The organism is Streptomyces sp. NBC_00727 (assembly GCF_045161745.1).
Taxonomy (GTDB): domain Bacteria; phylum Actinomycetota; class Actinomycetes; order Streptomycetales; family Streptomycetaceae; genus Streptomyces.
On record NZ_CP108981.1, the window covers coordinates 2,131,790 to 2,154,326 of the forward strand.

The 22,537-nt window shown below is 70.5% G+C and carries 18 protein-coding genes, 2 tRNA genes and 1 pseudogene; 6 read left to right on the forward strand and 15 right to left on the reverse strand.

Annotation, left to right across the window (positions count from 1 at the left end; genetic code table 11):
• Nucleotides 1-2: 2 nt before the first annotated feature.
• Nucleotides 3-1,523 (reverse strand): bifunctional folylpolyglutamate synthase/dihydrofolate synthase, encoded by a 1,521-nt coding sequence (locus tag OG242_RS09530; RefSeq protein WP_405897732.1) that lies wholly within the window; start codon nucleotides 1,521-1,523, stop codon nucleotides 3-5.
• A gap of 121 nt (nucleotides 1,524-1,644) precedes the next feature.
• On the reverse strand, nucleotides 1,645-4,293 hold the full coding sequence (locus OG242_RS09535; protein WP_405897733.1) for a valine--tRNA ligase: 2,649 nt from the start codon (nucleotides 4,291-4,293) through the stop codon (nucleotides 1,645-1,647).
• A gap of 139 nt (nucleotides 4,294-4,432) precedes the next feature.
• Between OG242_RS09535 and OG242_RS09540 the strand changes: the two genes are divergently transcribed.
• Nucleotides 4,433-5,437 carry a hypothetical protein gene (locus tag OG242_RS09540; RefSeq protein WP_405897734.1) on the forward strand — a complete coding sequence of 335 codons (1,005 nt, stop codon included), beginning with the start codon at nucleotides 4,433-4,435 and terminating at the stop codon, nucleotides 5,435-5,437.
• A gap of 79 nt (nucleotides 5,438-5,516) precedes the next feature.
• On the opposite strand, the gene clpX is transcribed toward OG242_RS09540, so the two are convergent.
• The 5 genes from clpX to OG242_RS09565 form a co-directional block, all read right to left on the reverse strand.
• Entirely contained in the window at nucleotides 5,517-6,815 is a 1,299-nt protein-coding gene (gene clpX, locus OG242_RS09545) for an ATP-dependent Clp protease ATP-binding subunit ClpX (RefSeq protein ID WP_018103185.1), read from the reverse strand.
• Between the two features lie 154 nt (nucleotides 6,816-6,969).
• A complete protein-coding gene (locus OG242_RS09550) occupies nucleotides 6,970-7,653 on the reverse strand; it encodes an ATP-dependent Clp protease proteolytic subunit (protein ID WP_405897735.1) in 684 nt (227 codons plus the stop codon).
• Between the two features lie 78 nt (nucleotides 7,654-7,731).
• On the reverse strand, nucleotides 7,732-8,337 hold the full coding sequence (locus OG242_RS09555) for an ATP-dependent Clp protease proteolytic subunit (RefSeq protein WP_191134184.1): 606 nt from the start codon (nucleotides 8,335-8,337) through the stop codon (nucleotides 7,732-7,734).
• Nucleotides 8,338-8,603: 266 nt separating this feature from the next.
• Complete coding sequence (gene tig, locus OG242_RS09560) at nucleotides 8,604-9,989, reverse strand: trigger factor (protein WP_405897736.1); 1,386 nt, start codon at nucleotides 9,987-9,989, stop codon at nucleotides 8,604-8,606.
• A 151-nt stretch (nucleotides 9,990-10,140) separates the two neighbouring features.
• Nucleotides 10,141-10,217: transfer RNA gene (locus OG242_RS09565), tRNA-Pro, on the reverse strand.
• 153 nt (nucleotides 10,218-10,370) lie between these two features.
• On the opposite strand from OG242_RS09565, the gene OG242_RS09570 reads away from it, so the two are divergent.
• Nucleotides 10,371-10,444, forward strand: a tRNA-Gly gene (locus OG242_RS09570).
• Nucleotides 10,445-10,530: 86 nt separating this feature from the next.
• Here the strand turns inward: OG242_RS09570 and OG242_RS09575 are convergent.
• Nucleotides 10,531-10,725 (reverse strand): hypothetical protein, encoded by a 195-nt coding sequence (locus OG242_RS09575; protein WP_093708837.1) that lies wholly within the window; start codon nucleotides 10,723-10,725, stop codon nucleotides 10,531-10,533.
• Nucleotides 10,726-11,215: 490 nt separating this feature from the next.
• Between OG242_RS09575 and OG242_RS09580 the strand changes: the two genes are divergently transcribed.
• On the forward strand, nucleotides 11,216-12,367 hold the full coding sequence (locus tag OG242_RS09580; protein ID WP_405897737.1) for an acyltransferase family protein: 1,152 nt from the start codon (nucleotides 11,216-11,218) through the stop codon (nucleotides 12,365-12,367).
• Between the two features lie 69 nt (nucleotides 12,368-12,436).
• Here the strand turns inward: OG242_RS09580 and OG242_RS09585 are convergent.
• From OG242_RS09585 to OG242_RS09605, 5 genes and pseudogenes are all read right to left on the reverse strand, one after another.
• Nucleotides 12,437-12,619: pseudogene (locus OG242_RS09585) on the reverse strand (phosphohydrolase); the annotation flags it as partial.
• A gap of 87 nt (nucleotides 12,620-12,706) precedes the next feature.
• A complete protein-coding gene (locus OG242_RS09590) occupies nucleotides 12,707-13,852 on the reverse strand; it encodes a PP2C family protein-serine/threonine phosphatase (RefSeq protein WP_405897738.1) in 1,146 nt (381 codons plus the stop codon).
• Nucleotides 13,853-13,957: 105 nt separating this feature from the next.
• The gene (locus OG242_RS09595) at nucleotides 13,958-14,767 is read right to left on the reverse strand and encodes an Fpg/Nei family DNA glycosylase (protein ID WP_405897739.1); all 810 of its coding nucleotides are present in this window, start codon (nucleotides 14,765-14,767) and stop codon (nucleotides 13,958-13,960) included.
• A gap of 77 nt (nucleotides 14,768-14,844) precedes the next feature.
• Nucleotides 14,845-15,333, reverse strand: coding sequence for a ribose-5-phosphate isomerase (locus OG242_RS09600; RefSeq protein ID WP_405897740.1), 489 nt, complete (start codon nucleotides 15,331-15,333; stop codon nucleotides 14,845-14,847).
• Nucleotides 15,334-15,475: 142 nt separating this feature from the next.
• On the reverse strand, nucleotides 15,476-16,069 hold the full coding sequence (locus tag OG242_RS09605) for a biotin transporter BioY (protein WP_405897741.1): 594 nt from the start codon (nucleotides 16,067-16,069) through the stop codon (nucleotides 15,476-15,478).
• A gap of 355 nt (nucleotides 16,070-16,424) precedes the next feature.
• Here OG242_RS09605 and OG242_RS09610 point away from each other — a divergent pair, with 355 nt between their 5' ends.
• Together OG242_RS09610 and OG242_RS09615 are read left to right on the forward strand one after the other, a co-directional pair.
• Nucleotides 16,425-17,066, forward strand: coding sequence for a superoxide dismutase (locus OG242_RS09610; protein ID WP_329025207.1), 642 nt, complete (start codon nucleotides 16,425-16,427; stop codon nucleotides 17,064-17,066).
• A gap of 165 nt (nucleotides 17,067-17,231) precedes the next feature.
• Entirely contained in the window at nucleotides 17,232-18,071 is an 840-nt protein-coding gene (locus OG242_RS09615) for an MOSC domain-containing protein (protein WP_405897742.1), read from the forward strand.
• 4 nt (nucleotides 18,072-18,075) lie between these two features.
• Here OG242_RS09615 and OG242_RS09620 read toward each other — a convergent pair whose 3' ends face one another.
• Nucleotides 18,076-18,963 (reverse strand): DUF4232 domain-containing protein, encoded by an 888-nt coding sequence (locus OG242_RS09620; RefSeq protein ID WP_405897743.1) that lies wholly within the window; start codon nucleotides 18,961-18,963, stop codon nucleotides 18,076-18,078.
• A gap of 123 nt (nucleotides 18,964-19,086) precedes the next feature.
• The gene (locus OG242_RS09625; RefSeq protein ID WP_405897744.1) at nucleotides 19,087-19,737 is read right to left on the reverse strand and encodes a DsbA family protein; all 651 of its coding nucleotides are present in this window, start codon (nucleotides 19,735-19,737) and stop codon (nucleotides 19,087-19,089) included.
• A gap of 143 nt (nucleotides 19,738-19,880) precedes the next feature.
• Between OG242_RS09625 and pepN the strand changes: the two genes are divergently transcribed.
• A complete protein-coding gene (gene pepN / locus OG242_RS09630; RefSeq protein WP_405897745.1) occupies nucleotides 19,881-22,472 on the forward strand; it encodes an aminopeptidase N in 2,592 nt (863 codons plus the stop codon).
• Nucleotides 22,473-22,537 lie beyond the last annotated feature (65 nt).

Here is a 22,537-nt window from a genome sequence, read left to right on the forward strand (position 1 = left end):
GGTCAGCGCCTTCCCAGGAGCAGCCGGGCCTCGCCGACCGTGATCACGGAACCGGTCACCAGGACTCCGGCGCCCGCGTACTCGTCCTCTTCCTCGGCGAGGGTGATCGCCGCCTCCAGCGCGTCGTCGAGCCGGGGTTCGACCTGCACCCGGTCGTGGCCGAAGACCTCGACGGCGACGGCCGCGAGGGCGTCGGCGTCCATCGCGCGCGGGGTGGAGTTCTGCGTGACGACGACCTCGGCGCAGATCGGCTCGAAGGCCTCCAGGAGCCCGCGCACGTCCTTGTCGCCGCTGGCGCCGACCACTCCGATCAGCCGGGAGAAGCCGAACGCCTCGGACAGGCCCTCGGCGGTGGCGCGGGCGCCGGCCGGGTTGTGCGCGGCGTCCAGGACGACGGTCGGGCTGGAGCGGACGACTTCGAGGCGGCCGGGCGAGATCACCGAGGCGAACGCCGAGCGCACGATGTCCGCGTCCAGTGCGCCGGGCTGCTCGGCGCCGACGCCGAAGAACGCCTCGACCGCGCAGAGCGCCACCACCGCGTTGTGCGCCTGGTGGGCGCCGTACAGCGGGAGGAAGACGTTGTCGTACTCGCCGCCGAGGCCGCGCAGGGTCAGCAGCTGGCCGCCGACCGCGATCTCCCGGGAGACCACGCCGAACTCCATGCCCTCGCGGGCCACGGTGGCGTCGGCCTCGACGGCCTTCTTCAGCATGACCTGGGCGGCGTCGACGGGCTGCTGGGCGAGGATGACCGTCGCGCCCTGCTTGATGATCCCGGACTTCTCCGTCGCGATCTCGCCCGGCGTGGAGCCCAGGCGGTCGGTGTGGTCGAGCGAGATGGGCGTGACCACGGCGACCGAGGCGTCGATGACGTTGGTCGCGTCCCAGGTGCCGCCCATGCCGACCTCGACGACGGCGACGTCGACCGGGGCGTCGGCGAAGGCCGCGTACGCCATGCCGGTGAGCACCTCGAAGAAGGAGAGCCGGTAGGGCTGCTGGGCGTCGACCATCTCGACGTACGGCTTGACGTCCTCGTACGTGGAGACGAACCGCTCCGGGTCCATCGGGGCGCCGTCGAGGCTGATCCGCTCGGTGATCGACTGGACGTGCGGCGAGGTGTAGCGGCCGGTGCGCAGGTCGAAGGCGCCGAGCAGCGCCTCGATCATGCGGGCGGTGCTCGTCTTGCCGTTGGTGCCGGTGATGTGGATCGAGGGGTACGCGCGCTGCGGCTCGCCGAGCACGTCCATCAGGGCGGCGATGCGCGTGACGGACGGCTCCAGCTTGGTCTCGCCCCAGCGGCCCGCGAGCTCCTGCTCCACCGCGCGCAGCGCCCTGTCGACCTCCGGGTCGGCGGGGCGGGCGGGGACCTCATCGGTGGGGGGCGGCCCCGAGGCGGCGCGCAGCGTGCGGCTGCCGGCCTCGATCACCGCCAGGTCGGGGTCGCGCTGGGTCGCTTCGTCGACGATCTCCGCGAAGGTGTCGTCGGGGTCGGACGCGTCGGGCCGGTCGGGGCGGGGCTCACTCACGGGGCCAGTCTACGGATGGCCGCGGACATCGCGCGCAGCCGCCCGGGGGCCGGACACGCCGGAGCCCCCGCGCCCTACGGGTGAGGGGTGCGGGGGCTCCGGGTGCGTTCCGGCGGGCGGCTCAGCTCTGCGGCAGGGCGGCCAGCTGGCCGGTGATCCGCTCGATGTCGGCCTCGGCCTTGGCGAGCCGGCCGCGGATCTTGTCGACCACGTTGTCCGGGGCCTTGGCCAGGAACGCCTCGTTGCCGAGCTTGCCCTCGGCCTGGCCCTTCTCCTTGCGGGCCGCCTCCAGGTCCTTGGTCAGGCGCTTGCGCTCGGCCGCCACGTCGATCGTGCCGGACAGGTCCAGCGCGACGGTCGCCCCGGCGACGGGCAGCGAGGCGGTGGCGTGGAAGCCGTCGCCGGCCGGCTGGAGCCGGAGCAGCTGCCGCATGGCCGTCTCGTGCGGGGCGAGCGGGGTGCCGGTCAGGGTCAGCTCGGCGGGGACCTTCTGGCCGGGCTGGAGGCCCTGGTCGGAGCGGAAGCGGCGGACCTCGGTGACGACCTGCTGGACGAGCTCGATCTCGCGCTCGGCGGCGTCGTCGCGGAAGCCGCCCGGCGCGTCAGCGCCAGGAACGACCGCAGCCTTCGGCCAGTCGGCGATGACGACGGACTCGCGGCCGGTGAGCGCGGTCCACAGGGTCTCGGTGACGAAGGGGACGACGGGGTGCAGCAGGCGCAGCATCACGTCGAGGACCTCGCCCAGGACCCGGCCGGAGACCTCGGCCGGTCGGCCGCCGCCGAAGAACGTGGTCTTGGACAGCTCGACGTACCAGTCGAAAACCTCGTCCCAGGCGAAGTGCCGCAGCGCCTCGCTGAGCTTGGAGAACTGGAAGTCCTCGTAGTACGCGTCGACTTCGGCGACCGTCTTGTTCAGGCGGGAGAGGATCCAGCGGTCGGTCACCGACATCTCGTCGGCGGACGGCAGCTCACCCTCGATCGTCGCCCCGTTCATCAGGGCGAACCGGGTCGCGTTCCAGATCTTGTTGGAGAACTTCGCGGATCCCTGGACCCAGTCCTCGCCGATCGGGACGTCGGTGCCCGGGTTGGCACCGCGCGCGAGCGTGAAACGCAGCGCGTCGGAGCCGTACTTGTCCATCCAGTCCAGCGGGTTGACGACGTTACCGAAGGACTTCGACATCTTCTTGCCGTGCTCGTCGCGGACCATGCCGTGCAGCACGATCTTCTCGAACGGCGGGACGTCCTTGTTGATGTACAGACCGAACATCATCATCCGGGCGACCCAGAAGAAGAGGATGTCGTAGCCGGTGACCAGGACGGAGTTCGGGTAGAACTTCGCGAGGCTCTCGGTCTGTTCGGGCCAGCCGAGCGTGGAGAACGGCCACAGGCCGGAGGAGAACCAGGTGTCCAGGACATCGCTGTCCTGGGTCCAGCCCTCTCCGGTGGGCGGCTCGTCGTCCGGTCCGACGCAGACCATCTCGCCGTCGGGGCCGTGCCAGACGGGGATGCGGTGGCCCCACCAGAGCTGGCGCGAGATGCACCAGTCGTGGAGGTTGTCGACCCAGTCGAAGTAGCGCTTCTCCATCTCCTGGGGGTGGATCTGGACCTTGCCATCGCGGACGGCGTCACCGGCCGCCTTGGCGAGCGGGGCGACCTTGACCCACCACTGCATCGACAGCCGGGGCTCGACGGTGGTCTTGCAGCGCGAGCAGTGGCCGACGGAGTGGACGTACGGCCGCTTCTCGGCGACGATCCGGCCCTCGGCGCGCAGTGCGGCGACGATCGCGGAGCGGGCCTCCATCCGGTCCAGGCCCTCGAAGGGGCCGGGGACGGTGATGACCGCGCGCTCGTCCAGGACGGTGAGGAAGGGCAGGTCGTGGCGCTGCCCGATCTCGAAGTCGTTCGGGTCGTGAGCGGGGGTGACCTTGACGGCACCGGTGCCGAACGACGGGTCGACATGGTGGTCGGCGACGACGGGGATGGTGCGGTCGGTCAGCGGCAGCCTGATCTGCTTGCCGACCAGGTGCTTGTACCGTTCGTCGTCCGGGTGGACGGCGACGGCGGTGTCACCGAGCATCGTCTCGGCGCGGGTGGTGGCGACGACGATGGTCTCGTCGCCCTCGCCGTAGGCCATGGAGACGAGCTCGCCGTCGTCCTCCTGGTACTCGACCTCGATGTCCGAGATCGCGGTGAGGCACCGGGGGCACCAGTTGACGATGCGCTCACGGCGGTAGATGAGTTCGTCGTCGTACATCCGCTTGAAGATGGTCTGGACGGCCTTGGACAGGCCCTCGTCCATGGTGAACCGCTCGCGGGTCCAGTCGACGCCCTCGCCGAGGCGACGCATCTGGCCGGAGATCTGGCCGCCGGACTCGTTCTTCCACTGCCAGACGCGCTCCACGAACGCCTCGCGGCCCAGGTCGTGGCGGGACTTGCCCTCCTTGCCGAGTTCGCGCTCGACGACGTTCTGGGTGGCGATGCCGGCGTGGTCCATGCCCGGCTGATACAGCGCCTCGAAGCCCTGCATGCGCTTGCGGCGGACGAGGGCGTCGATCAGCGTGTGCTCGAAGGCGTGGCCCAGGTGGAGCGAGCCGGTGACGTTGGGCGGCGGGATGACGATCGTGAACGGCGGCTTGTCGCTCTTCGCGTCCGCCTCGAAGTACCCGCGTTCCACCCAGCGCTCGTACAGCTTCCCCTCTACCTCGGCCGGCGTGTACTGGGTCGGCAGTTCGGGGTTGCTGGCTGGCTGCTGCGCTGGGTTCTCGGTCACGCGGACAGTTTAGAGCCGTCACAGGAGTGCACTGAAACCGGTTTGTTCCGTAACGGTGTGCCTCCCGGTGGTCCGCGCGCGCGAGCCTTCCGTCAGGATGTTCGCAACGCGTAAGTATCACGAACAGGGGACACCGCAGATGAGCTACAACCAGCCGGGTCCGTACGGTGGCCAGCAGCCGCAGGGCCAGCCCGGACCCTACGGCCAGCAGCCGGGCCCGTACGGCGGTCAGCAGCCGCCGCAGGGCCAGCCCGGCTACGGCTACCCGCAGCAGGCCCCCCAGGGCGTTCCGCCCCAACAGCAGCCCCAGCCCGGTTACGGCTACCCGCCGGCCCAGCAGCCCGGCCCGTACGGCCAGCAGCCCCCCACTCCCCCGTACGGCGGCCAGCAGGCCTACGGCCAGCAGCCGGGCTTCCCGCCGCTGGCCCCGGCCCCACAGAAGAAGAAGACGGGCCTGATCGTTGCCTCCGCGGTCGTCGCGCTGGCCGTCATCGGGGGCGGGGTGTACTTCCTGACGTCGGACGGCGGCAGCACCTCCGTCGCGTCCTCCACCAAGGGCTACAAGCTGACGCCGCCGGACGCGGTGGGCGAGTACAAGCAGGACAAGACCGACTCCGACAACAAGACCGGGCCGCTGACCGGCAAGGACAAGACCGAGACCGAGGAGATGGGCGTCAAGTCGCCCGTCGAGGCCAGCGCCGTCTACGGCAGCGGGGACATCGAGAAGAACCCGCTCACGTCAAAGATGCTCATGCTCAAGGGCGTGTGGGGCGAGGTCGAGAACCCGGCGAAGACGCTCGACGCCGCCTTCGCCAGCGCCAAGGAGGCGATGATCAAGGACGAGGGCGACGGCGACACCGAGGTCTCGCTCGTCGGCTCGCCCGAGGCCGCCAGTCCGAAGGACTTCGACGGGGCGCTGATGAAGTGCCAGACCTTCAAGACTGTCAACAAGAAGGCAGACGGGACCGTGCAGAACGGGCCCAAGGAGATCCTCACCCCGGTGTGCATCTGGACCGACTACAGCACCGTCGGCATCGTCATCGCCGTCGACCTCGGCGCAGCCATGACCGACAAGAGCATGCCGACCGAGGAAGTCGCCGACCTCGCCGCCAAGCTCTACAACGCCTCCCGCACCAAGATCTGACCCGCGGCGACGCGAAGGGGCGCCCCGCCGGTTCTTCCGGCGGGGCGCCCCTTCGCGCACGTGCGACTACCGCGAAGCGTTACGCGGACTTCTCGTGGCGGCCCTCGTCGCCCTTGCCGATCGTGCGCGGCTCGCGCGGGACCAGGGTGGGGTTGACGTTGTTGCGGACCACGTCGGCGGTGATGACGACGCGGGCGACGTCCTTGCGGGACGGGACCTCGTACATCACCGACTGGAGGACCTCCTCCATGATCGCGCGCAGGCCGCGCGCGCCGGTCTGGCGCAGGATCGCCTGGTCGGCGATGGCCTCCAGCGCCTCGCGCTCGAAGTCCAGCTCCACGCCGTCGAGTTCGAAGAGGCGCTGGTACTGCTTGACCAGCGCGTTGCGCGGCTCGATGAGGATCTGGAGCAGGGCCTCGCGGTCCAGGTTGTGGACCGAGGTCAGGACGGGGAGGCGGCCGATGAACTCGGGGATCATCCCGAACTTCACCAGGTCCTCCGGCATGACCTCCTGGAACTGGTCGCTCGCCTGGATCTCCCGCTTGGAGCGGATCGTGGCGCCGAAGCCGATGCCCTTGGCGCCGGCCCGGGACTCGATGATCTTCTCCAGGCCGGAGAAGGCGCCGCCCACGATGAACAGGACGTTCGTCGTGTCGATCTGGATGAACTCCTGGTGCGGGTGCTTGCGGCCGCCCTGCGGCGGTACGGAGGCGGTGGTGCCCTCCAGGATCTTCAGCAGGGCCTGCTGGACGCCCTCGCCGGAGACGTCACGGGTGATCGACGGGTTCTCGCTCTTGCGGGCGACCTTGTCGATCTCGTCGATGTAGATGATCCCGGTCTCGGCCTTCTTGACGTCGTAGTCGGCGGCCTGGATCAGCTTCAGCAGGATGTTCTCGACGTCCTCGCCGACATAGCCGGCCTCCGTCAGCGCCGTCGCGTCGGCGATGGCGAACGGGACGTTGAGCATGCGGGCCAGCGTCTGCGCGAGCAGCGTCTTGCCGGAGCCCGTGGGGCCCAGCAGCAGGATGTTGGACTTGGCGAGCTCGATCGCGTCGTCGCGGCCCGCGCCGCCGCCGTTCTCGCCGGCCTGGACCCGCTTGTAGTGGTTGTACACAGCGACCGAGAGGGCCTTCTTCGCGGGCTCCTGGCCTACGACGTATCCCTCGAGGAACTCGTAGATCTCGCGCGGCTTGGGAAGCTCTTCCCAGCGGACCTCGCTCGTCTCGGCGAGCTCCTCCTCGATGATCTCGTTGCAGAGATCGATGCACTCGTCGCAGATGTACACACCGGGTCCCGCGATGAGCTTCTTCACCTGCTTCTGGCTCTTTCCGCAGAACGAGCACTTGAGCAGGTCGCCGCCATCACCGATGCGTGCCACGAGGTGCTTCCCCTTCGCCTGGGAGACGCCTGGTTCAGCGGCTCCTGTGCCTCTATCCGACGGTACCTTGCCTGGCCCCCCATTCGGGCCCCCCTTGGCACGGTTCACACGGCCGGAGCCGGGTTTCGCCACCGTGCCAAGGGGCCAGGGCGTGTCAGGCGATCGCTCCGGCCGCGCTCTTGCGGGTCGACACGATCTGGTCGACGAGCCCGTAGGCGAGGGAGTCCTCGGCGGTGAGGATCTTGTCGCGCTCGATGTCGTCGCGGATCTTGTCGATCGGCGTGGTGGAGTGCTTGGCGAGCAGCTCCTCCAGCTGGGTCCGCATGCGCAGGATCTCGTTGGCCGCGATCTCCAGGTCGGAGAGCTGCTCGCGGCCGGTCTGCGAGGACGGCTGGTGGATCAGGACGCGGGCGTTCGGCAGCGCCATGCGCTTGCCGGGGGTGCCCGCGGCGAGCAGCACCGCGGCGGCGGAGGCCGCCTGGCCCATGCAGACCGTCTGGATGTCCGGCTTCACGAACTGCATCGTGTCGTAGATCGCGGTGAGCGCGGTGAACGAGCCGCCGGGGCTGTTGATGTAGATGGAGATGTCCCGGTCCGGGTCCATCGACTCCAGGCAGAGCAGCTGCGCCATGACGTCGTTGGCGGAGGCGTCGTCGATCTGCACGCCGAGGAAGATCACGCGCTCCTCGAAGAGCTTCGCGTACGGGTCGTACTCGCGCACGCCCTGCGAGGTGCGCTCCACGAAGCGCGGGACGATGTAGCGGTTGTCCACCTGCGGGCCGGTGTAGAGGCCGCTCGCGGAGGCGCCGGGGAAGTTGTTCATGTGGGTGTTCACCATCCTGGTGGCGTTCTGTGGCTGGGTGTCTCGGCGTACGAGAGATGCGCGGTGCGGTACGGCGCTGTCCGGGGGCCCGGATCAGGCGCCGGTGCCGCCGCCGCCCGGAACGCCCGATGCGATCGAGATGATCTCGTCGATGAGGCCGTAGTCCTTGGCCTCCTCCGCGGTGTACCAGCGGTCGCGGTCGCCGTCGCGGATGATCGTCTCCACGGTCTGGCCGGAGTGGCGGGCGGTGATCTCCGCCATGCGCTGCTTGGTGCGCAGCAGGTACTGGGCCTGGATCTTGATGTCCGAGGCCGTACCGCCGATGCCGGCCGAGCCCTGGTGCATGAGGATGTCGGTGTTCGGAAGCGCGAAGCGCTTGCCGGCGGTGCCGCCGGTGAGCAGGAACTGGCCCATCGAGGCCGCCATGCCCATACCGATGGTGACCACGTCGTTCGGGATGTACTGCATGGTGTCGTAGACCGCCATGCCGGCCGTCACCGAGCCGCCGGGGCTGTTGATGTAGAGGTAGATGTCCTTCTCCGGCTCGGCGGCGAGGAGAAGCAGCTGCGCGGTGATCTTGTTGGCGATGTCATCGTCGACCTGCTGACCGAGGAAGATGATGCGCTCGCCGAGCAGCCGGCTGTAGACCTGGTCACCGAGGCCTCCACCGAGGGACGGCTCTCCGGCGGCGTAGGGCATCAGATTCGTCACGTATCCACCTGCTCGTCTCTGACGGCTCCGGCCGTCTCAGCGTCTTCGTACCGGGTGGGCCGGGACTACCCGACCCTTCCTCTTCATGGACCCTAACGCGCAGGTGGAACAACGCCATCCCGCTTCCGCGACTGTTCGCTGGGAGCGCAAGGTCCGCAGCGGGCACGCGGGTTGTGGCGAAACGTCCGCCGGTACGACGACGGGCCCCGGACGCGGTGGCGTCCGGGGCCCGTCGTACGGGGTCGGCGCGAGGCTCAGGCCTCGGTCTTCTCCTCGGCGGCGGCCTCGGTGGCCTCAGCGGCCTCCGTGGTCTCCTCCGCCGCGTCTTCATCATCTTCCAGCTCGACGACCTCACCGTTGGTGTCGACGACCTTGGCGGCCTCGACGACCACGGCGAGCGCCTTGCCGCGGGCGACCTCGCCGACGAGCATCGGCACCTGGCCGCCCTCGACGACCGCCTGGGCGAACTGGTCCGGGCTCATGCCGGAGGAAGCGGCGCGCCGCATGAGGTGCTCGGTGAGCTCCTCCTGGTTGACGTTGAGCTTCTCCTTGTTGACGAGCTCGTCCAGGATGAACTGGGTCTTGATGCCCTTGACGGCCTGCTCGGAGGTCTCGGCCTCGAACTCCTCGAGGGTCTTGCCCTGGATCTCCAGGTACTTGTCGAGGGTGAGACCCATCTGGCCGAGCTGGTGGTGCTCCAGGTTGTGCTTGCGGGTCTGGACCTCGTCCGCGAGCAGCTTCTCCGGGATCGGGACCTCGGCGAGCTTCAGCAGCTCCTCCAGGACGCGCTCCTGGGCCTGGGTGGCCTGGTCGTACTGCTTGGTGCTCTCCAGGCGCTTGCGGCTGTCGGCCTTCAGCTCCTCCAGCGTGTCGAACTCGCTGGCCATCTGGGCGAAGTCGTCGTCCAGCTCGGGGAGCTCGCGGGCGGCGACGGCGCTGACCTTGACGGTGACCTCGGCGTCCTTGCCCTCGGCCGAGCCGCCCTTCAGCTGCGAGGTGAAGGTGGCCTCGCCACCGGCCTCCAGACCGGTCACGGCCTCGTCGATGCCTTCGAGGAGCTCGCCGGAACCGATGGTGTACGAGACACCCTCGGCCACGCCGTCCTCCAGGATCTCGCCGTCGACCTTGGCCTCCAGGTCGATCGTGACGACGTCGCCGTCGGCGGCGGCGCGCTCGACCGGGTTGGTGGAGGCGAAGCGGCCGCGCAGCTGCTCGACGGCCTTCTCGAGGTCCTCGTCGGTGACCTCGATGGCGTCGACGGTGACCTCGATGCCGGAGTAGTCCGGGATCTCGATCTCGGGGCGCACGTCCACCTCGGCGGTGAAGGCCAGCAGCTCGCCGTCCTTCAGCTCCGTGATGTCGACCTCGGGCTGGCCGAGGACGTTGAGCTCACCCTCGTTGACGGCCTCGGTGTAGAACTTCGGGAGCGCGTCGTTGACGGCCTCCTCCAGCACAGCACCACGGCCGAACCGCTGGTCGATGACCCGGCTGGGGATCTTGCCCTTGCGGAACCCCTTCACCGTGACCTGCTGGTTGATCTTCTTGTACGCCGCGTCGAGGCTGTCCTTGAGCTCCTCGAAGGGCACCTCGATGCTGAGCCGAACCCGGGTCGGGTTCAGGGTCTCCACGGCGCTCTTCACGGTTCGGTCTCCTTGGTGGCTGACTTCTTGGGGTTCTGCTCCACCGCACGGGGGGCGGCTTCGCGGACCGAGCCCGGTACATCAGACACACGGGCACGCATTTTGCATAGTAACGGCAAGGGGGAGAACTCCCGCAATGCGATCTTGCCGATGGTCGGGGTGGCCGGATTCGAACCGACGACCTTCCGCTCCCAAAGCGGACGCGCTACCAAGCTGCGCCACACCCCGTCGGTGCGACACGTAGGGTACATGGCGCCCGGCGCCGGGCGGCCCGCTTTGCGCGCGGCGCGCGTCGCCCGGGGAAGGGATGTGCGGGCGGCGCCCGCGACCCGCTACGATGCTTTCCGTGCCGCGGTCGTCGTGACCTGCGGTGCCGTGTCTGCGGGCGTAGCTCAATGGTAGAGCCCTAGTCTTCCAAACTAGCTACGCGGGTTCGATTCCCGTCGCCCGCTCCATCGCGAAGGGCCCGGTCCGGTGGACCGGGCCCTTTCCGCGTCGCACCGGCCTCGCGGCCCGGGGCCGCGAGGCGCCGTGCGGCGGCTCAGAAGGTGATCTGGCTGATCGAGTCGACGATCGAGTCGATGAACCTGTTGATCGACGGGCCCATGCCCGTCGGCGCCAGGAAGAAGCCGAAGAGCGCCGCGACGATCGCAGGCCCGGCTTTGATGGAGCCGCTTCGGATCATGACCACCAGGATGATCCCCAACAGAAGCACCACAGACAGCGAAATGGCCACGACTGCTCACACCCTCGGTCGGTCCGCCTTGCCGGCCCGGAGATGTGCGGCCGTGCACCCTCCGTCGTATCCATCGTGCCACCAACTCCCCCCGGGGTGTGGCCGGGTGACGTAGCGACCTGTCGATATCGCGCCATCCTGCGCCCCTTGCGCCCCCTGTGCGCCCGGCGGGAACGGAACCGCACGGTCCGGGGCCCGGGCGGCGTTCCGGGCCGTCGGCACCGGTCCGCCCGTTCTCACGCGACCGCACTTCGGACGCGATATGCAACGTTGATCGTTTCCGTATCCACACAGTTTATTCACAGGCGAATTGGGTGGCGAACGCGAGGTAATTCACTTCCGTCAACCACCCGGCGGTTTGCACCATTTGATGCGCATGAAACGGGTCATAGGGGGCACGTTCCATGGGTTTGCCATTTGATATGCAGGGAAGACGCGCTATTCAACGGCGGTTTTACGGATGGCAATCGAGACGTCTAGGGTGCCTGAGATGTTCCACGCTCCGAACGCAATGCAGAGGGCCACGCTTCCCCCGGCGACCGGGGAGCCGGAGCCCAGACGCCCTGCGCCGACGGCCGTCCGGGAGGCCCCGGCGCCGGTGGCGGAGCGGCCCGCCCGGAGCGGCCCGGCCAAGAAGCGTGACGCCTTCTTCGACAACGCCAAGTACCTCGCCATCGTGCTCGTCGCGGTGGCGCACTCGTGGGTCCCGGTCATGGACGGCAGCCGGACGGCCCGCGCGCTGTACATGGTGGTGTACACGTTCCACATGCCCGCCTTCATCCTCATCTCGGGCTATTTCTCCCGGTCGTTCGACCTGAGTCCCGCCAAGGTAAAGCGGCTGGTCACCGGTGTCGCCGTGCCGTACGTGGTGTTCGAGACGGCGTACTCGCTGTTCCGCCGGTACGCGAACGACCAGCCGGACGCGGCCGTCAGCCTGCTGGAGCCCTGGTACCTGACCTGGTTCCTGGCCGCCCTGTTCATCTGGCGGCTCACCACACCGCTGTGGCGCAATCTCCGCCACCCGCTGGCCGTTTCGCTCGTGATCGCCGTCCTCGCCTCGCTCGCCCCCAGCGTCGGCGACGACCTCGACCTGCCGCGCGTCCTGCAGTTCCTGCCCTTCTTCGTGCTCGGACTCCAGCTGAAGCCCGAGCACTTCGACCTGGTCCGCCGCCGCGAGGCACGGCTGCTCGCCCTCCCGCTGTTCGCCGTCGCGCTGGTCTTCGCGTACTGGGCGGCGCCCCGGATGCAGCTGGGCTGGTTCCTGCGCGACTCCAGCGCCCAGGACATGGGCGCGCCCTGGTGGTCGGGCGCGGTGATGACGCTGGCGATGTTCGGCTGCGCGGTGCTGCTGACGGCCGGGTTCCTGGCCCTGGTCCCGCGCCGCCACATGTGGTTCACGGTGCTCGGCGCCGGCACGATCTGCGGCTACCTGCTGCACGGCTTCCTGGTGAAGGGCGCCGACTACGCGGGGATCTTCGACGACCACCCCTGGCTGGTCGGCCCGGCCGGCCTGGTGATCGTGACCGTGGTCGCCTCCGCCGCCGTCACCCTGCTGTGCACGCCGCCGGTGCGGCGGGCGCTGCGCTGTGTGACCGAACCGGACATGGACTGGGCGTTCCGCCGGGACGCCGCCAAGATCTGACGTCTCCGCGCACCTCACGAAGCCCGGCCCCGGTGGCCGGGCTTCGTCGTGTCATCGGGCGGTGTTGGCTCAATCCTGACGCTTCGGGGGCGCGTCCGGCGCGGTGAGCCCCAACAACCTCCGTGTCCGCGCATACTTCGCGGTCAGCCGGGTACGGGTGGCCGGTTCCAGCACCGCGAGGCGGGCCGGGTCGGCGTTGTGCGCGAGATCGGCCTCCTTGACGAGCAGGGCGCCGGGGGTGGCCAGGATGCGCTGTGGCCGGTGCCGGCCGCCGTCGCGGTCAGCCTCCCTCCACCATCCTGGCCGGCACTTCGTGAGCCCGGTCCGGTCGGGGCCGGCTCAGGACTTCCGTGACAGGAGCAGCAGGGCCCGGTCGTCGTTGACGTCCTTGGCGCAGGCTTCGATCAGGTGCCAGGCCGCGCCCTCGAAGCCGGTGCTGACATAGCGGTCGGCCTCCCCGGTCAGCCGGTCGATGCCCTCCGCGATGTCCCGGTCGGACGCCTCCACCAGTCCGTCGGTGAACAGCATCAGCACGTCGCCGGGGGCGAGATGGCCCTTCACCGGGTCGAACTCGGCGCCGTCGTACACCCCGAGCAGCGGGCCCTCCGCCGCCATCTCCTCCCACTGGCCGCTGCCGGCGTGGAGCTGGAGGGCGGGCGGGTGGCCCGCCGACAGGAGTTCGTAGTCGCCCGTCTCCAGGTCGAGGACCAGGTGGATGGAGGTGGCGAATCCCTCGTCCCAGTCCTGGCGGAGCAGGTAGCCGTTGGCGGCGGGCAGGAAGCCGTGCGGGGGCAGTGAGCCGAGGAGCCCGCCGAAGGCGCCGGACAGCAGCAGGGCGCGGGAGCCGGCGTCCATGCCCTTGCCGGAGACGTCGGTGAGGACGGCTTCCAGGGTGCGGCCGCCGTGGGTGCGGGCCGCGACGACGAAGTCCCCGGAGAAGGACTGCCCGCCGGCCGGGCGCAGGGCCATCTCGCGGTGCCAGCCCTGCGGGAGGCGGGGCAGCGAGCTCTGGACCCGGATGCGTTCGCGCAGGTCGAAGAGCATGGTGCCGCCGCGCCGCCAGGGCACGCCGACCCGGGCGCGGAACTGGGCGAGGACGAGCCCGAAGAGCCCGCAGGCGGCGACGGTGAGCACGGTGCCGGGGGTGACCCTGGCCGGGCCGTCCTCGTAGGGGCCGAGCCAGATGGACTCGACGATGAGGGCGGCGGCGGCCGTCGCGTACAGGCCGAGGAGGCTGGCGGGGCGCAGCAGCAGGCCGCCCGCGACGATCGGCAGGACGAGCATGGTGGGCGCGCACCAGACCGGGTCGGCCAGGGTGACCGCGGTGATGGCCGGGATGACGAGCAGCAGGCCGGCCAGGGCGATCCAGTCGGAGCCGTCGCCGCGGAAGTAGTCGACCCCGGACCGGCGCAGCGTGCTGTAGGCCCGGTGCGCCGATTTCCGCAATCGGGCCGGGTACGTCTCTGCTCCTGCGCGTCGGGCCATTGCGGGGACCTTATCCACCCGGGGGCCTCCGGTGCAGGGGGACCCGGTGACAATGTGTTCGAAATCGGCGCGCTCGGTGCCGTACCGGCGAGTAGACCGTGCGGATTACGCGGACTGGCAGCCGGGGCACCAGAAGAGGTTGCGGGCCGCGAGGTCGGCGGTGCGGATTCCGGTGCCGCAGATGTGGCAGCCCTGGCGGGCGCGCCGGTAGACGTAGACCTCGCCGCCGTGGTCGTCGACGCGTGGCGGGCGGCCCATCGCCTCGGGCAGGTGCTCGGGGCGGACGGTGTCGATCCGGTTGTTCCGTACGCCCTCGCGCATCAGCTCGCACAGGTCCGCCCAGATCGCGTCCCACTCGCGGCGGGTGAGGTTCCTGCCCGCCCGGTACGGGTCGATGCCGTGCCGGAACAGCACCTCGGCGCGGTAGACGTTGCCGACGCCCGCGATGACCTTCTGGTCCATCAGCAGGGCGGCGACGGTGGTCCGGCTGCGGGAGATCCGCTGCCAGGCCCGTTCGCCGTCCTCGCCGGCGCGCAGCGGGTCGGGGCCGAGCCGGTCGTGTATCGCGCGCTTCTCGGCGTCGGTGATCAGGGCGCAGGTGGTCGGGCCGCGCAGGTCCGCGTGGTGCGCGTCGTTGACCAGGCGCAGCCGGACGGTGTCGGTGGGCGGCGGGGCCGGCACCGTACCGAAGTTCAGCTTGCCGAACAGGCCGAGGTGGATGTGGACCCAGCCGGTGTCCGGGAAGCCGAGGAAGAGGTGCTTGCCGTGGGCGTCGGCCGTGCCGAGGACCCGGCCGTCGAGCAGGGCGGCGCTGTCCGCGAACTTCCCCTGCGGGCTGCTCACCCGCACCGGCCCGCCGGCGAAGCGCTCGCGGTGGTCGGCGGCGAGGCGGTGGATCGTGTGTCCCTCGGGCACGCTGGCGGGTCTCCTGGGTGGTACGGGGGGCGGACATGGCTGTGCCGCCGGACGGACCGGCGGCACGGGAAGCGGGGTCAGCCCTGCTGCGGGTGGTGGGCGGGGATCGGGGGGAGCTCGCCGGTGTTCTCGTACGCCGTGAGCATGTCGATGCGGCGGGTGTGCCGCTCCTCGCCGGAGTACGGGGTGGCGAGGAAGATCTCGACGAACTTCGTGGACTCCTCGACCGTGTGCATCCGACCGCCGATGGAGAGCACGTTGGCGTCGTTGTGCTCGCGGCCGAGCGCGGCGGTCTGCTCGCTCCAGGCGAGTGCGGCGCGTACGCCCTTGACCTTGTTGGCGGCGATCTGCTCGCCGTTGCCGGAGCCGCCGATCACGATGCCGAGGCTGTCCGGGTCGGCTGCCGTCTTCTCGGCGGCCCGGAGGCAGAACGGCGGGTAGTCGTCCTGGGCGTCGTAGATGTGGGGGCCGCAGTCGACGGCTTCGTGGCCCTGTGCCTTGAGCCACTCGACGAGGTGGTTCTTGAGTTCGTAACCGGCATGGTCGGATCCGAGGTACACGCGCATGGGAGGAGTGTGGCACGTGCGGCGCAGGGGCGCCGACGAAGGGGGTGGGGCGTGCCCGGTGCCGGGCAGACGCGAGGAGGCCCGCCGTCCGCGGTGCGGGACGGCGGGCCTCCGCTGCAGTCTTGCGGAGCTCTTGCGGTGTTCAGCCCCGGCGGCCGATGAGCTTCCAGGAGGCGGGCAGCGCGCCCATGGCCAGCGCCGCCTTCAGCGCGTCGCCGAGCAGGAACGGCGTCAGGCCCGCGGCGATCGCGGCGCTCGCCGACATGCCGGTGGACAGCGCCAGGTACGGCACGCCGACCGCGTAGATGATGGCCGAGCCGAGGACCATCGTCCCGGCCGTCCGCAGCACCGAGCGGTCGCCGCCGCGCCGGGCGAGGCCGCCGACGACGGTGGCGGCCAGCAGCATGCCGAGGACGTAGCCGAAGGAGGCGCCGCCAGCGCCGGAGCTGCCGGCCGAGAACCACGGCATGCCCGCCATGCCGACGAGGGCGTACACGGCGAGGGAGAGGAAGCCGCGGCGGGCGCCGAGCGCGGTGCCGACGAGGAGGGCGGCGAAGGTCTGGCCGGTGACGGGGACCGGGGAGCCCGGGACCGGCACGGCGATCTGGGCGGCTATGCCGGTGAGCGCGGCGCCGCCGAGCACGAGGGCGGTGTCCACGGCGTAGCGGTGCCGGGCGGCGGGCAGCAGGTCGGCGAGGACCGCTCCGGTGCGGGCGGGGGCGGCAGCAGTGCTCATCGGGGACTCCGCGGGGGTTGAGGGTGGGGCATACGGGGACGGGCTGATCGTGACGCTATCCGACGGAGCCGTGCTCGATCACCATCAACGGCCCACAAAGCGGCGGTTGGGGCGTTGGTGGGATTCACACAAGAAGGGCCGCGCAATCGCCGCGGGGCGTGACGCTTGTCACGGAGGTGGGGGCGGATGCGTCAGGAGCGGGCCGGCGGGAGCACGTAGACGGAACTGTGCACTTCCTCCAAGACACGAGTCCTAAGCCGAAGGACTGACCCGGCGTTTCGCCTTTCTGCTGTTAGCCTGCTCCTGCATAGAGGTTGCAATAACAACTTGTCAGCAGTTGGAGGGTTCGAAACCAATGGCCACGTACACGCTCCCGGAACTTCCGTACGACTACGCCGCGCTCGAACCGGTCATCAATCCGCAGATCATCGAGCTCCACCACGACAAGCACCACGCCGCGTACGTGAAGGGCGCCAACGACACCCTGGAGCAGCTGGAGGAGGCGCGGGACAAGGAGGCGTGGGGAGCGGTCAACGGCCTCCAGAAGAACCTCGCCTTCCACCTGTCCGGCCACATCCTGCACTCGATCTACTGGCACAACATGACCGGTGACGGCGGCGGCGAGCCCCTGGCCGCGGACGGTGTCGGCGACCTCGCGGACGCGATCACCGAGTCCTTCGGCTCCTTCGCCGGCTTCAAGTCCCAGCTGACGAAGGCCGCGGCCACCACGCAGGGCTCCGGCTGGGGCGTCCTCGCGTACGAGCCGGTCAGCGGCAAGCTGATCGTCGAGCAGGTCTACGACCACCAGGGCAACGTGGGCCAGGGCTCGGTCCCGGTCCTCGTCTTCGACGCCTGGGAGCACGCCTTCTACCTCCAGTACAAGAACCAGAAGGTCGACTTCATCGAGGCGATGTGGGCCGTCGTCAACTGGCAGGACGTGGCCAAGCGCTACGCCGCCGCCAAGGAGCGCGCGGACGTCCTGCTGCTCGCGCCCTGAGCCGGCGCCCCGCACCGGGGCGCGCCGAACGTCCTGCCTCGTGATCGTCTTCTCAGCCTTCACCGGGCAGGCGGATGAAGGGGAGGCCCCTGCCTGGACGTGACAGGCGGGGGCCTCCCTGTCGCATCCCCCGGCTGTCATGATGTCCGGCATGAGGAGCACGTCATGACGATCACCGTCCACGAGCTGGTGTACTACCCGGTCAAGGGCTGTGCCGGGACCGCGGTCGACTCCGCGCGGGTCACCGCCACCGGCCTCGCGCACGACCGGACCTTCATGGTGGTCGACGCGGCCGACGGCGCCTTCCGCAGTCAGCGCACCCACCCCGCGATGGCGGCGGTCGGCGCCCGGGTCGTGGACTCCGGGGCGGTCCTCGCCCTGTCCGCAGAGGGCACCGGACCGCTGCGGTTCGACGTGACCCCGGACGGGCCGCGCCGCGAGGTCGGCATGTTCGGCCGGGACCTCGGAGAGGCCGTCGACCAGGGGGACGAGGCCGCCGAGTGGTTCTCCGAGGTGCTGGGAGCCGCCTCCCGGCTGGTACGGGTGCGTCCCGGCTTCGACCGGGACGGCTGGGGAGACACCCCCGGCAAGCTCAACTTCGCCGACGCGCACGCGGTCCTGGTCGCCTCGACGTCCTCGCTGGCCGGTCTCAACGCCCGCATCGCGGCCCGGGGCGACGCCGCGCCCGTCCCCATGGACCGCTTCCGGGCCAACATCGTGCTGACCGGTGACGACGAGCCGCACTTCGAGGACCGGGTGGCGCGGATGACCCTGGGCACCGCCGAACTCGCCTACTCGGTACGGGCGTTGCGGTGCAACGTCCCCCTCGTCGACCAGCGCACCGGCCGCCGCGCCGGTCCGGAGCCGGTGCGCACGCTGGCCACGTACCGCAGGGAGCCCGACTTCGGGAACAAGCTGAGCTTCGGCGTGAAGAACGCGGTGGTCCGCGAGGGTGTGGTGCGGGTCGGCGACCCGGTCCTCGTGCACAGCCCGGTGGGCGGCTGAACGCCTACTCCTGACCGGCACCTGCCGGGGTCTTCGTCCACGGGCCGACGCCGAGCCGGCCCGTGGTGCCGAGGTCGAGCTCCGGGGTGACCGTCACGGGCTTGGCGCCGGGCTTCGCGGTGACCTCGGCGTAGGGGGCGTTCACCGGGTCGCCCTCGGTGGTGGTGTTGCGCCAGGCGAGGTTGGCGTACGCGCTCTCGCCCGGGTGCAGCGTGACGAGGCGGGGCGCCGCGTCGCCGCCGATGCCGGTGGAGATCGCGGTGGTGCCGTGCAGGATCTCGACCCCGCTCACCGGCTCGCGGTCCTCGTCGAGGAGCCGGAGGGCGGGGTAGCCGTTCAGGCGGTAGTCGGTGGTGCCGCAGTTGGCGAGGTGGATGCCCACGACGCGCAGGCCCATCGCGGCGTCGCCCCGGTCGTTGGTGATGCGAACCCCGGAGGACGGGCAGTCGCCGCCCGCTCCGTCCGCCGGGACGGCCCGCACCTTGGTGATCCTGGCCCGGTACGTCCGCGCGGAGCCCGGTCCGTCCTCGGCGTCCAGGGGCCGCCGCACGGTCTGGCCGGGCTCGACCGCCTCGACGGTGCGCGTGGTGCTGTCCATGGCCTCGCCGAAGCCGTTGACCAGGGTGAACGTGAGGGTGAAGGTGAGCGGCACCTTGTCGGTGTTGGTGACCTCGAACCCGGTGGACGGGGCGCCCGAGGGGCCGCACTCGCCGCTGACGACCCGGACGTTGTCCCAGGTCCGCCCGGCGGGGTCCGCGACCGGCTCGGCGGGCGTGCAGGTGGCCCCGGGCGAGGCACCACCGGCGGCCGTCTCCTTTCCGCATCCGGCGAGCAGCGCGGTGCTCGCGAGGGCGGCACACAGGACGAGGGCGGTGGCGGTGGCGGGACGCATCCGCCCAGAAGATCAAAGGGCGCCGGGGCCGGGCTGTGTGCCAGGTCACATCTTGCGTCACGGTGGCGTCACAGACGGCGGCGGGGACCGGTCCGCGACCGGTCCCCGTGACGCGGTGTGCGCTCAGTCGAAGATCGGGCCCTGGGTGCGGGTGCGCTTGATCTCGTAGAAGCCGGGGATCGAGGCGACCATCAGGGTACCGTCCCAGAGCTTCGCGGCCTCCTCGCCCTTGGGCGCGGGGGTGACGACCGGGCCGAAGAAGGCGAGCTGCTCGCCGTCGGAGCCGGGCACGGCGATGACCGGCGTGCCGACCTCCTGGCCCACCTTGCCGATGCCCTCCTTGTGGGAGGCGCGCAGCTCGGTGTCGTAGGCGTCGGAGTCCGCATGGTCCGCCAGCTCGACGGGGAGGCCGACGTCCTTCAGCGCGGCCTCGACGGCCTCGCGGGTGACGCCCTCGCCCAGGTTGTGGAAGCGGGTGCCGAGCGCGGTGTAGAGGGGGCCGACCACCTCGTCGCCGTGGAGCTGCTGGGCGGCGACCACCACGCGTACCGGGCCCCACGCCTTGTTCTCCAGCATGTCGCGGTACTCGGCGGGCAGGTCGTCGAGCCGGTCCTCGTTGAGCACGGACAGGCTCATCACGTGCCAGCGGACCTCGACGTCGCGGACCTTCTCCACCTCCAGCATCCAGCGGGAGGTCATCCAGGCCCAGGGGCAGACCGGGTCGAACCAGAAGTCGACGGGGGTCCTGCCGGTCGCGGTGCTGTTGTCAGACATCTCTCTCCTCGAACGGACGATCGCATTTGTAGGCAAGTCTGTGCGCGAGAACACCGGACGACGCTCCGGCCATTCCCGCCCGCGGGGCCGGGAGGCGGCATGGGAGGATCAAATTATTCGAACGTGACACAAAGGAGTGTGCCGTGCCCGGCGAGAACCTGACCCGAGACGAGGCCCGCGAGCGGGCGGAGCTGCTGACCGTCGACGGTTACGACGTCGAACTCGACGTCCGCTCCGCGATCGGCGAGCCCGGCCGGGACGAGCGGGCGGAGGGTCCGCTGACCTTCCGTTCGGTGACGACGATCCGGTTCCGCGCGGCGCGCGGCGGCGCGTCCACCTTCGCGGAGCTCATCGCTCCCTCGGTGAACGCGGTGACACTGGACGGCACCGGGCTGGACCCGGCGGCCGTCTTCGACGGGACGCGGATCGCGCTGACGGACCTGGCGGAGGGCGAACACGTCCTGGTGGTCGACGCGCAGTGCGCGTACAGCCGGACCGGCGAGGGCATGCACCGGTTCGTGGACCCGGAGGACGGCGAGGTCTACCTCTACACCCAGTACGAACCGGCCGACGCGCGCCGCGTCTTCGCCGACTTCGAGCAGCCCGACCTCAAGGCGCCCTACCGATTCCGGGTGACGGCGCCCGCGGAGTGGACGGTGTGGAGCAACGGCGCGGAGGAGTCCCGCGAGGGCGGGGTGTGGCGGTTCGCGGAGACCAAGCCGATCTCCACGTACATCACGGCCGTCGTCGCTGGCCCGTACCACTACGTCACCGACTCCTACAGCCGGACCTTCGAGGACGGGACGACGCTGGAGATCCCGCTCGGCGCGATGTGCCGCAAGGGGCTCGCCAAGCACTTCGACGCCGACGACGTCTTCCTGATCACCAAGCAGGGCCTCGACTTCTTCCACGACAACTTCGACTACCCGTACCCGTTCGGGAAGTACGACCAGGCGTTCGTACCGGAGTACAACCTCGGTGCGATGGAGAACCCGGGCTGCGTCACGTTCCGCGAGGAGTACATCTTCCGCGGCAAGGTGACGCAGGCGGCGTACGAGGGCCGGGCCAACGTCATCCTGCACGAGATGGCGCACATGTGGTTCGGGGACCTCGTCACCATGCGGTGGTGGGACGACCTGTGGCTGAAGGAGTCCTTCGCGGACTTCATGGGCGTCTTCGCGATGACCGGCGCGACCCGCTTCGAGGACGGCTGGATCACCTTCGCCAACAACCGCAAGTCCTGGGCGTACCGCGCCGACCAGCTGCCCTCCACGCACCCGGTCACGGCCGACATCCGTGACCTGGAGGACGCCAAGCTGAACTTCGACGGCATCACGTACGCCAAGGGCGCCTCCGTCCTCAAGCAGCTCGTGGCGTACGTGGGACGGGACGCGTTCCTGGAGGGCGCCCGGCGCTACTTCAAGAAGCACGCCTACGGCAACACCCGGCTCGGGGACCTGCTGTCGGTGCTCTCCGAGACGTCCGGCCGGGACATGACCGCCTGGTCGCGCTCCTGGCTCCAGACCGCGGGCGTCAACTCGCTGACCCCGATGGCGACGTACGACGCGGCCGGCCGGATCACCGAGCTGGCCGTCCTCCAGGAGGCCGCCGAGTCCCACCCGGAGCTGCGCCCCCACCGGGTCGCCGTCGGCCTGTACCGCCGCACCCCCGAAGGGGAGCTGGTGCGTTACGCGCGCGCCGAGGCGGACGTGTCGGGCCCGCGCACGGTGATCGGGGAGCTGGCCGGGGCCGAGCGGCCCGAGCTGATCCTCGTCAACGACGACGACCTCACGTACTGCAAGGTCCGCTTCGACGAGGTCTCCCTCGCGACCCTGCGCGCGCACCTCGGCGACATCACGGACCCCCTGGCCCGCGCCCTGTGCTGGTCGGCGCTGTGGAACCTCACCCGGGACGGGCTGATGCCGGCCCGCGACTTCGTCTCCCTGGTCCTGGCCTTCGCCGGGCGCGAGACGGACATCGGGGTGCTCCAGATGCTGCACGCCTGGACCCGTACCGCGCTGGTCCACTACGCCGCTCCCGAGTGGCGCGCGGAGGGCGGCCGGGCGCTGGCCGAGGGCGCCCTCGGCGAACTGCGGCTCGCCGAGCCGGGCAGCGAGCACCAGCTCGCCTGGGCGCGGTTCTTCGCGTCGGTCGCCACGTCGGACACCGATTTCCAGCTGCTGTCCGGGCTGCTCGACGGCACGGCCAGGATCGACGGGCTCGACGTCGACCAGGAGCTGCGCTGGGCGTTCCTGTCGCCGCTGGTCGCCCACAGCGCGGCCGACGAGGCGGCGGTCGACGCGGAGCTGGCCCGGGACGACACGGCCTCCGGCAAGCGGCACCACGTGCGGTGCCTGGCCTCCCGGCCGTCCGCCGGGGTCAAGGCCCGGGCGTGGGCGGACGTCGTGGAATCGGACGCGCTGTCCAACGCCCTGGTGGAGGCGACGATCGCGGGCTTCGCGCAGTCGTCCCAGCGGGAGCTGCTGGCGCCGTACGCCCAGCGGTACTTCGAGGCGATCGAGCGGGTCTGGGCCGAGCGGTCGATCCAGATCGGGATGGCCGTGGTCAAGGGGCTGTTCCCGTCCCTGCAGGACGACCCGGCGACGCTGGAGGCTGCCGACGCGTGGCTGGAGTCCCGGCCGGACGCGGCGCCGGCGCTGCGGCGGCTGGTGCTGGAGGCTCGGGACGACCTGGCCCGGGGTCTGCGGGCGCAGGCGGCGGATTCGGTGGCCTGACCGTCCGGGAACCCTTGCCCCGGTCCCGGGCAGGGGTTCCGTCCTCAAACGCCGGACGGGCTGGG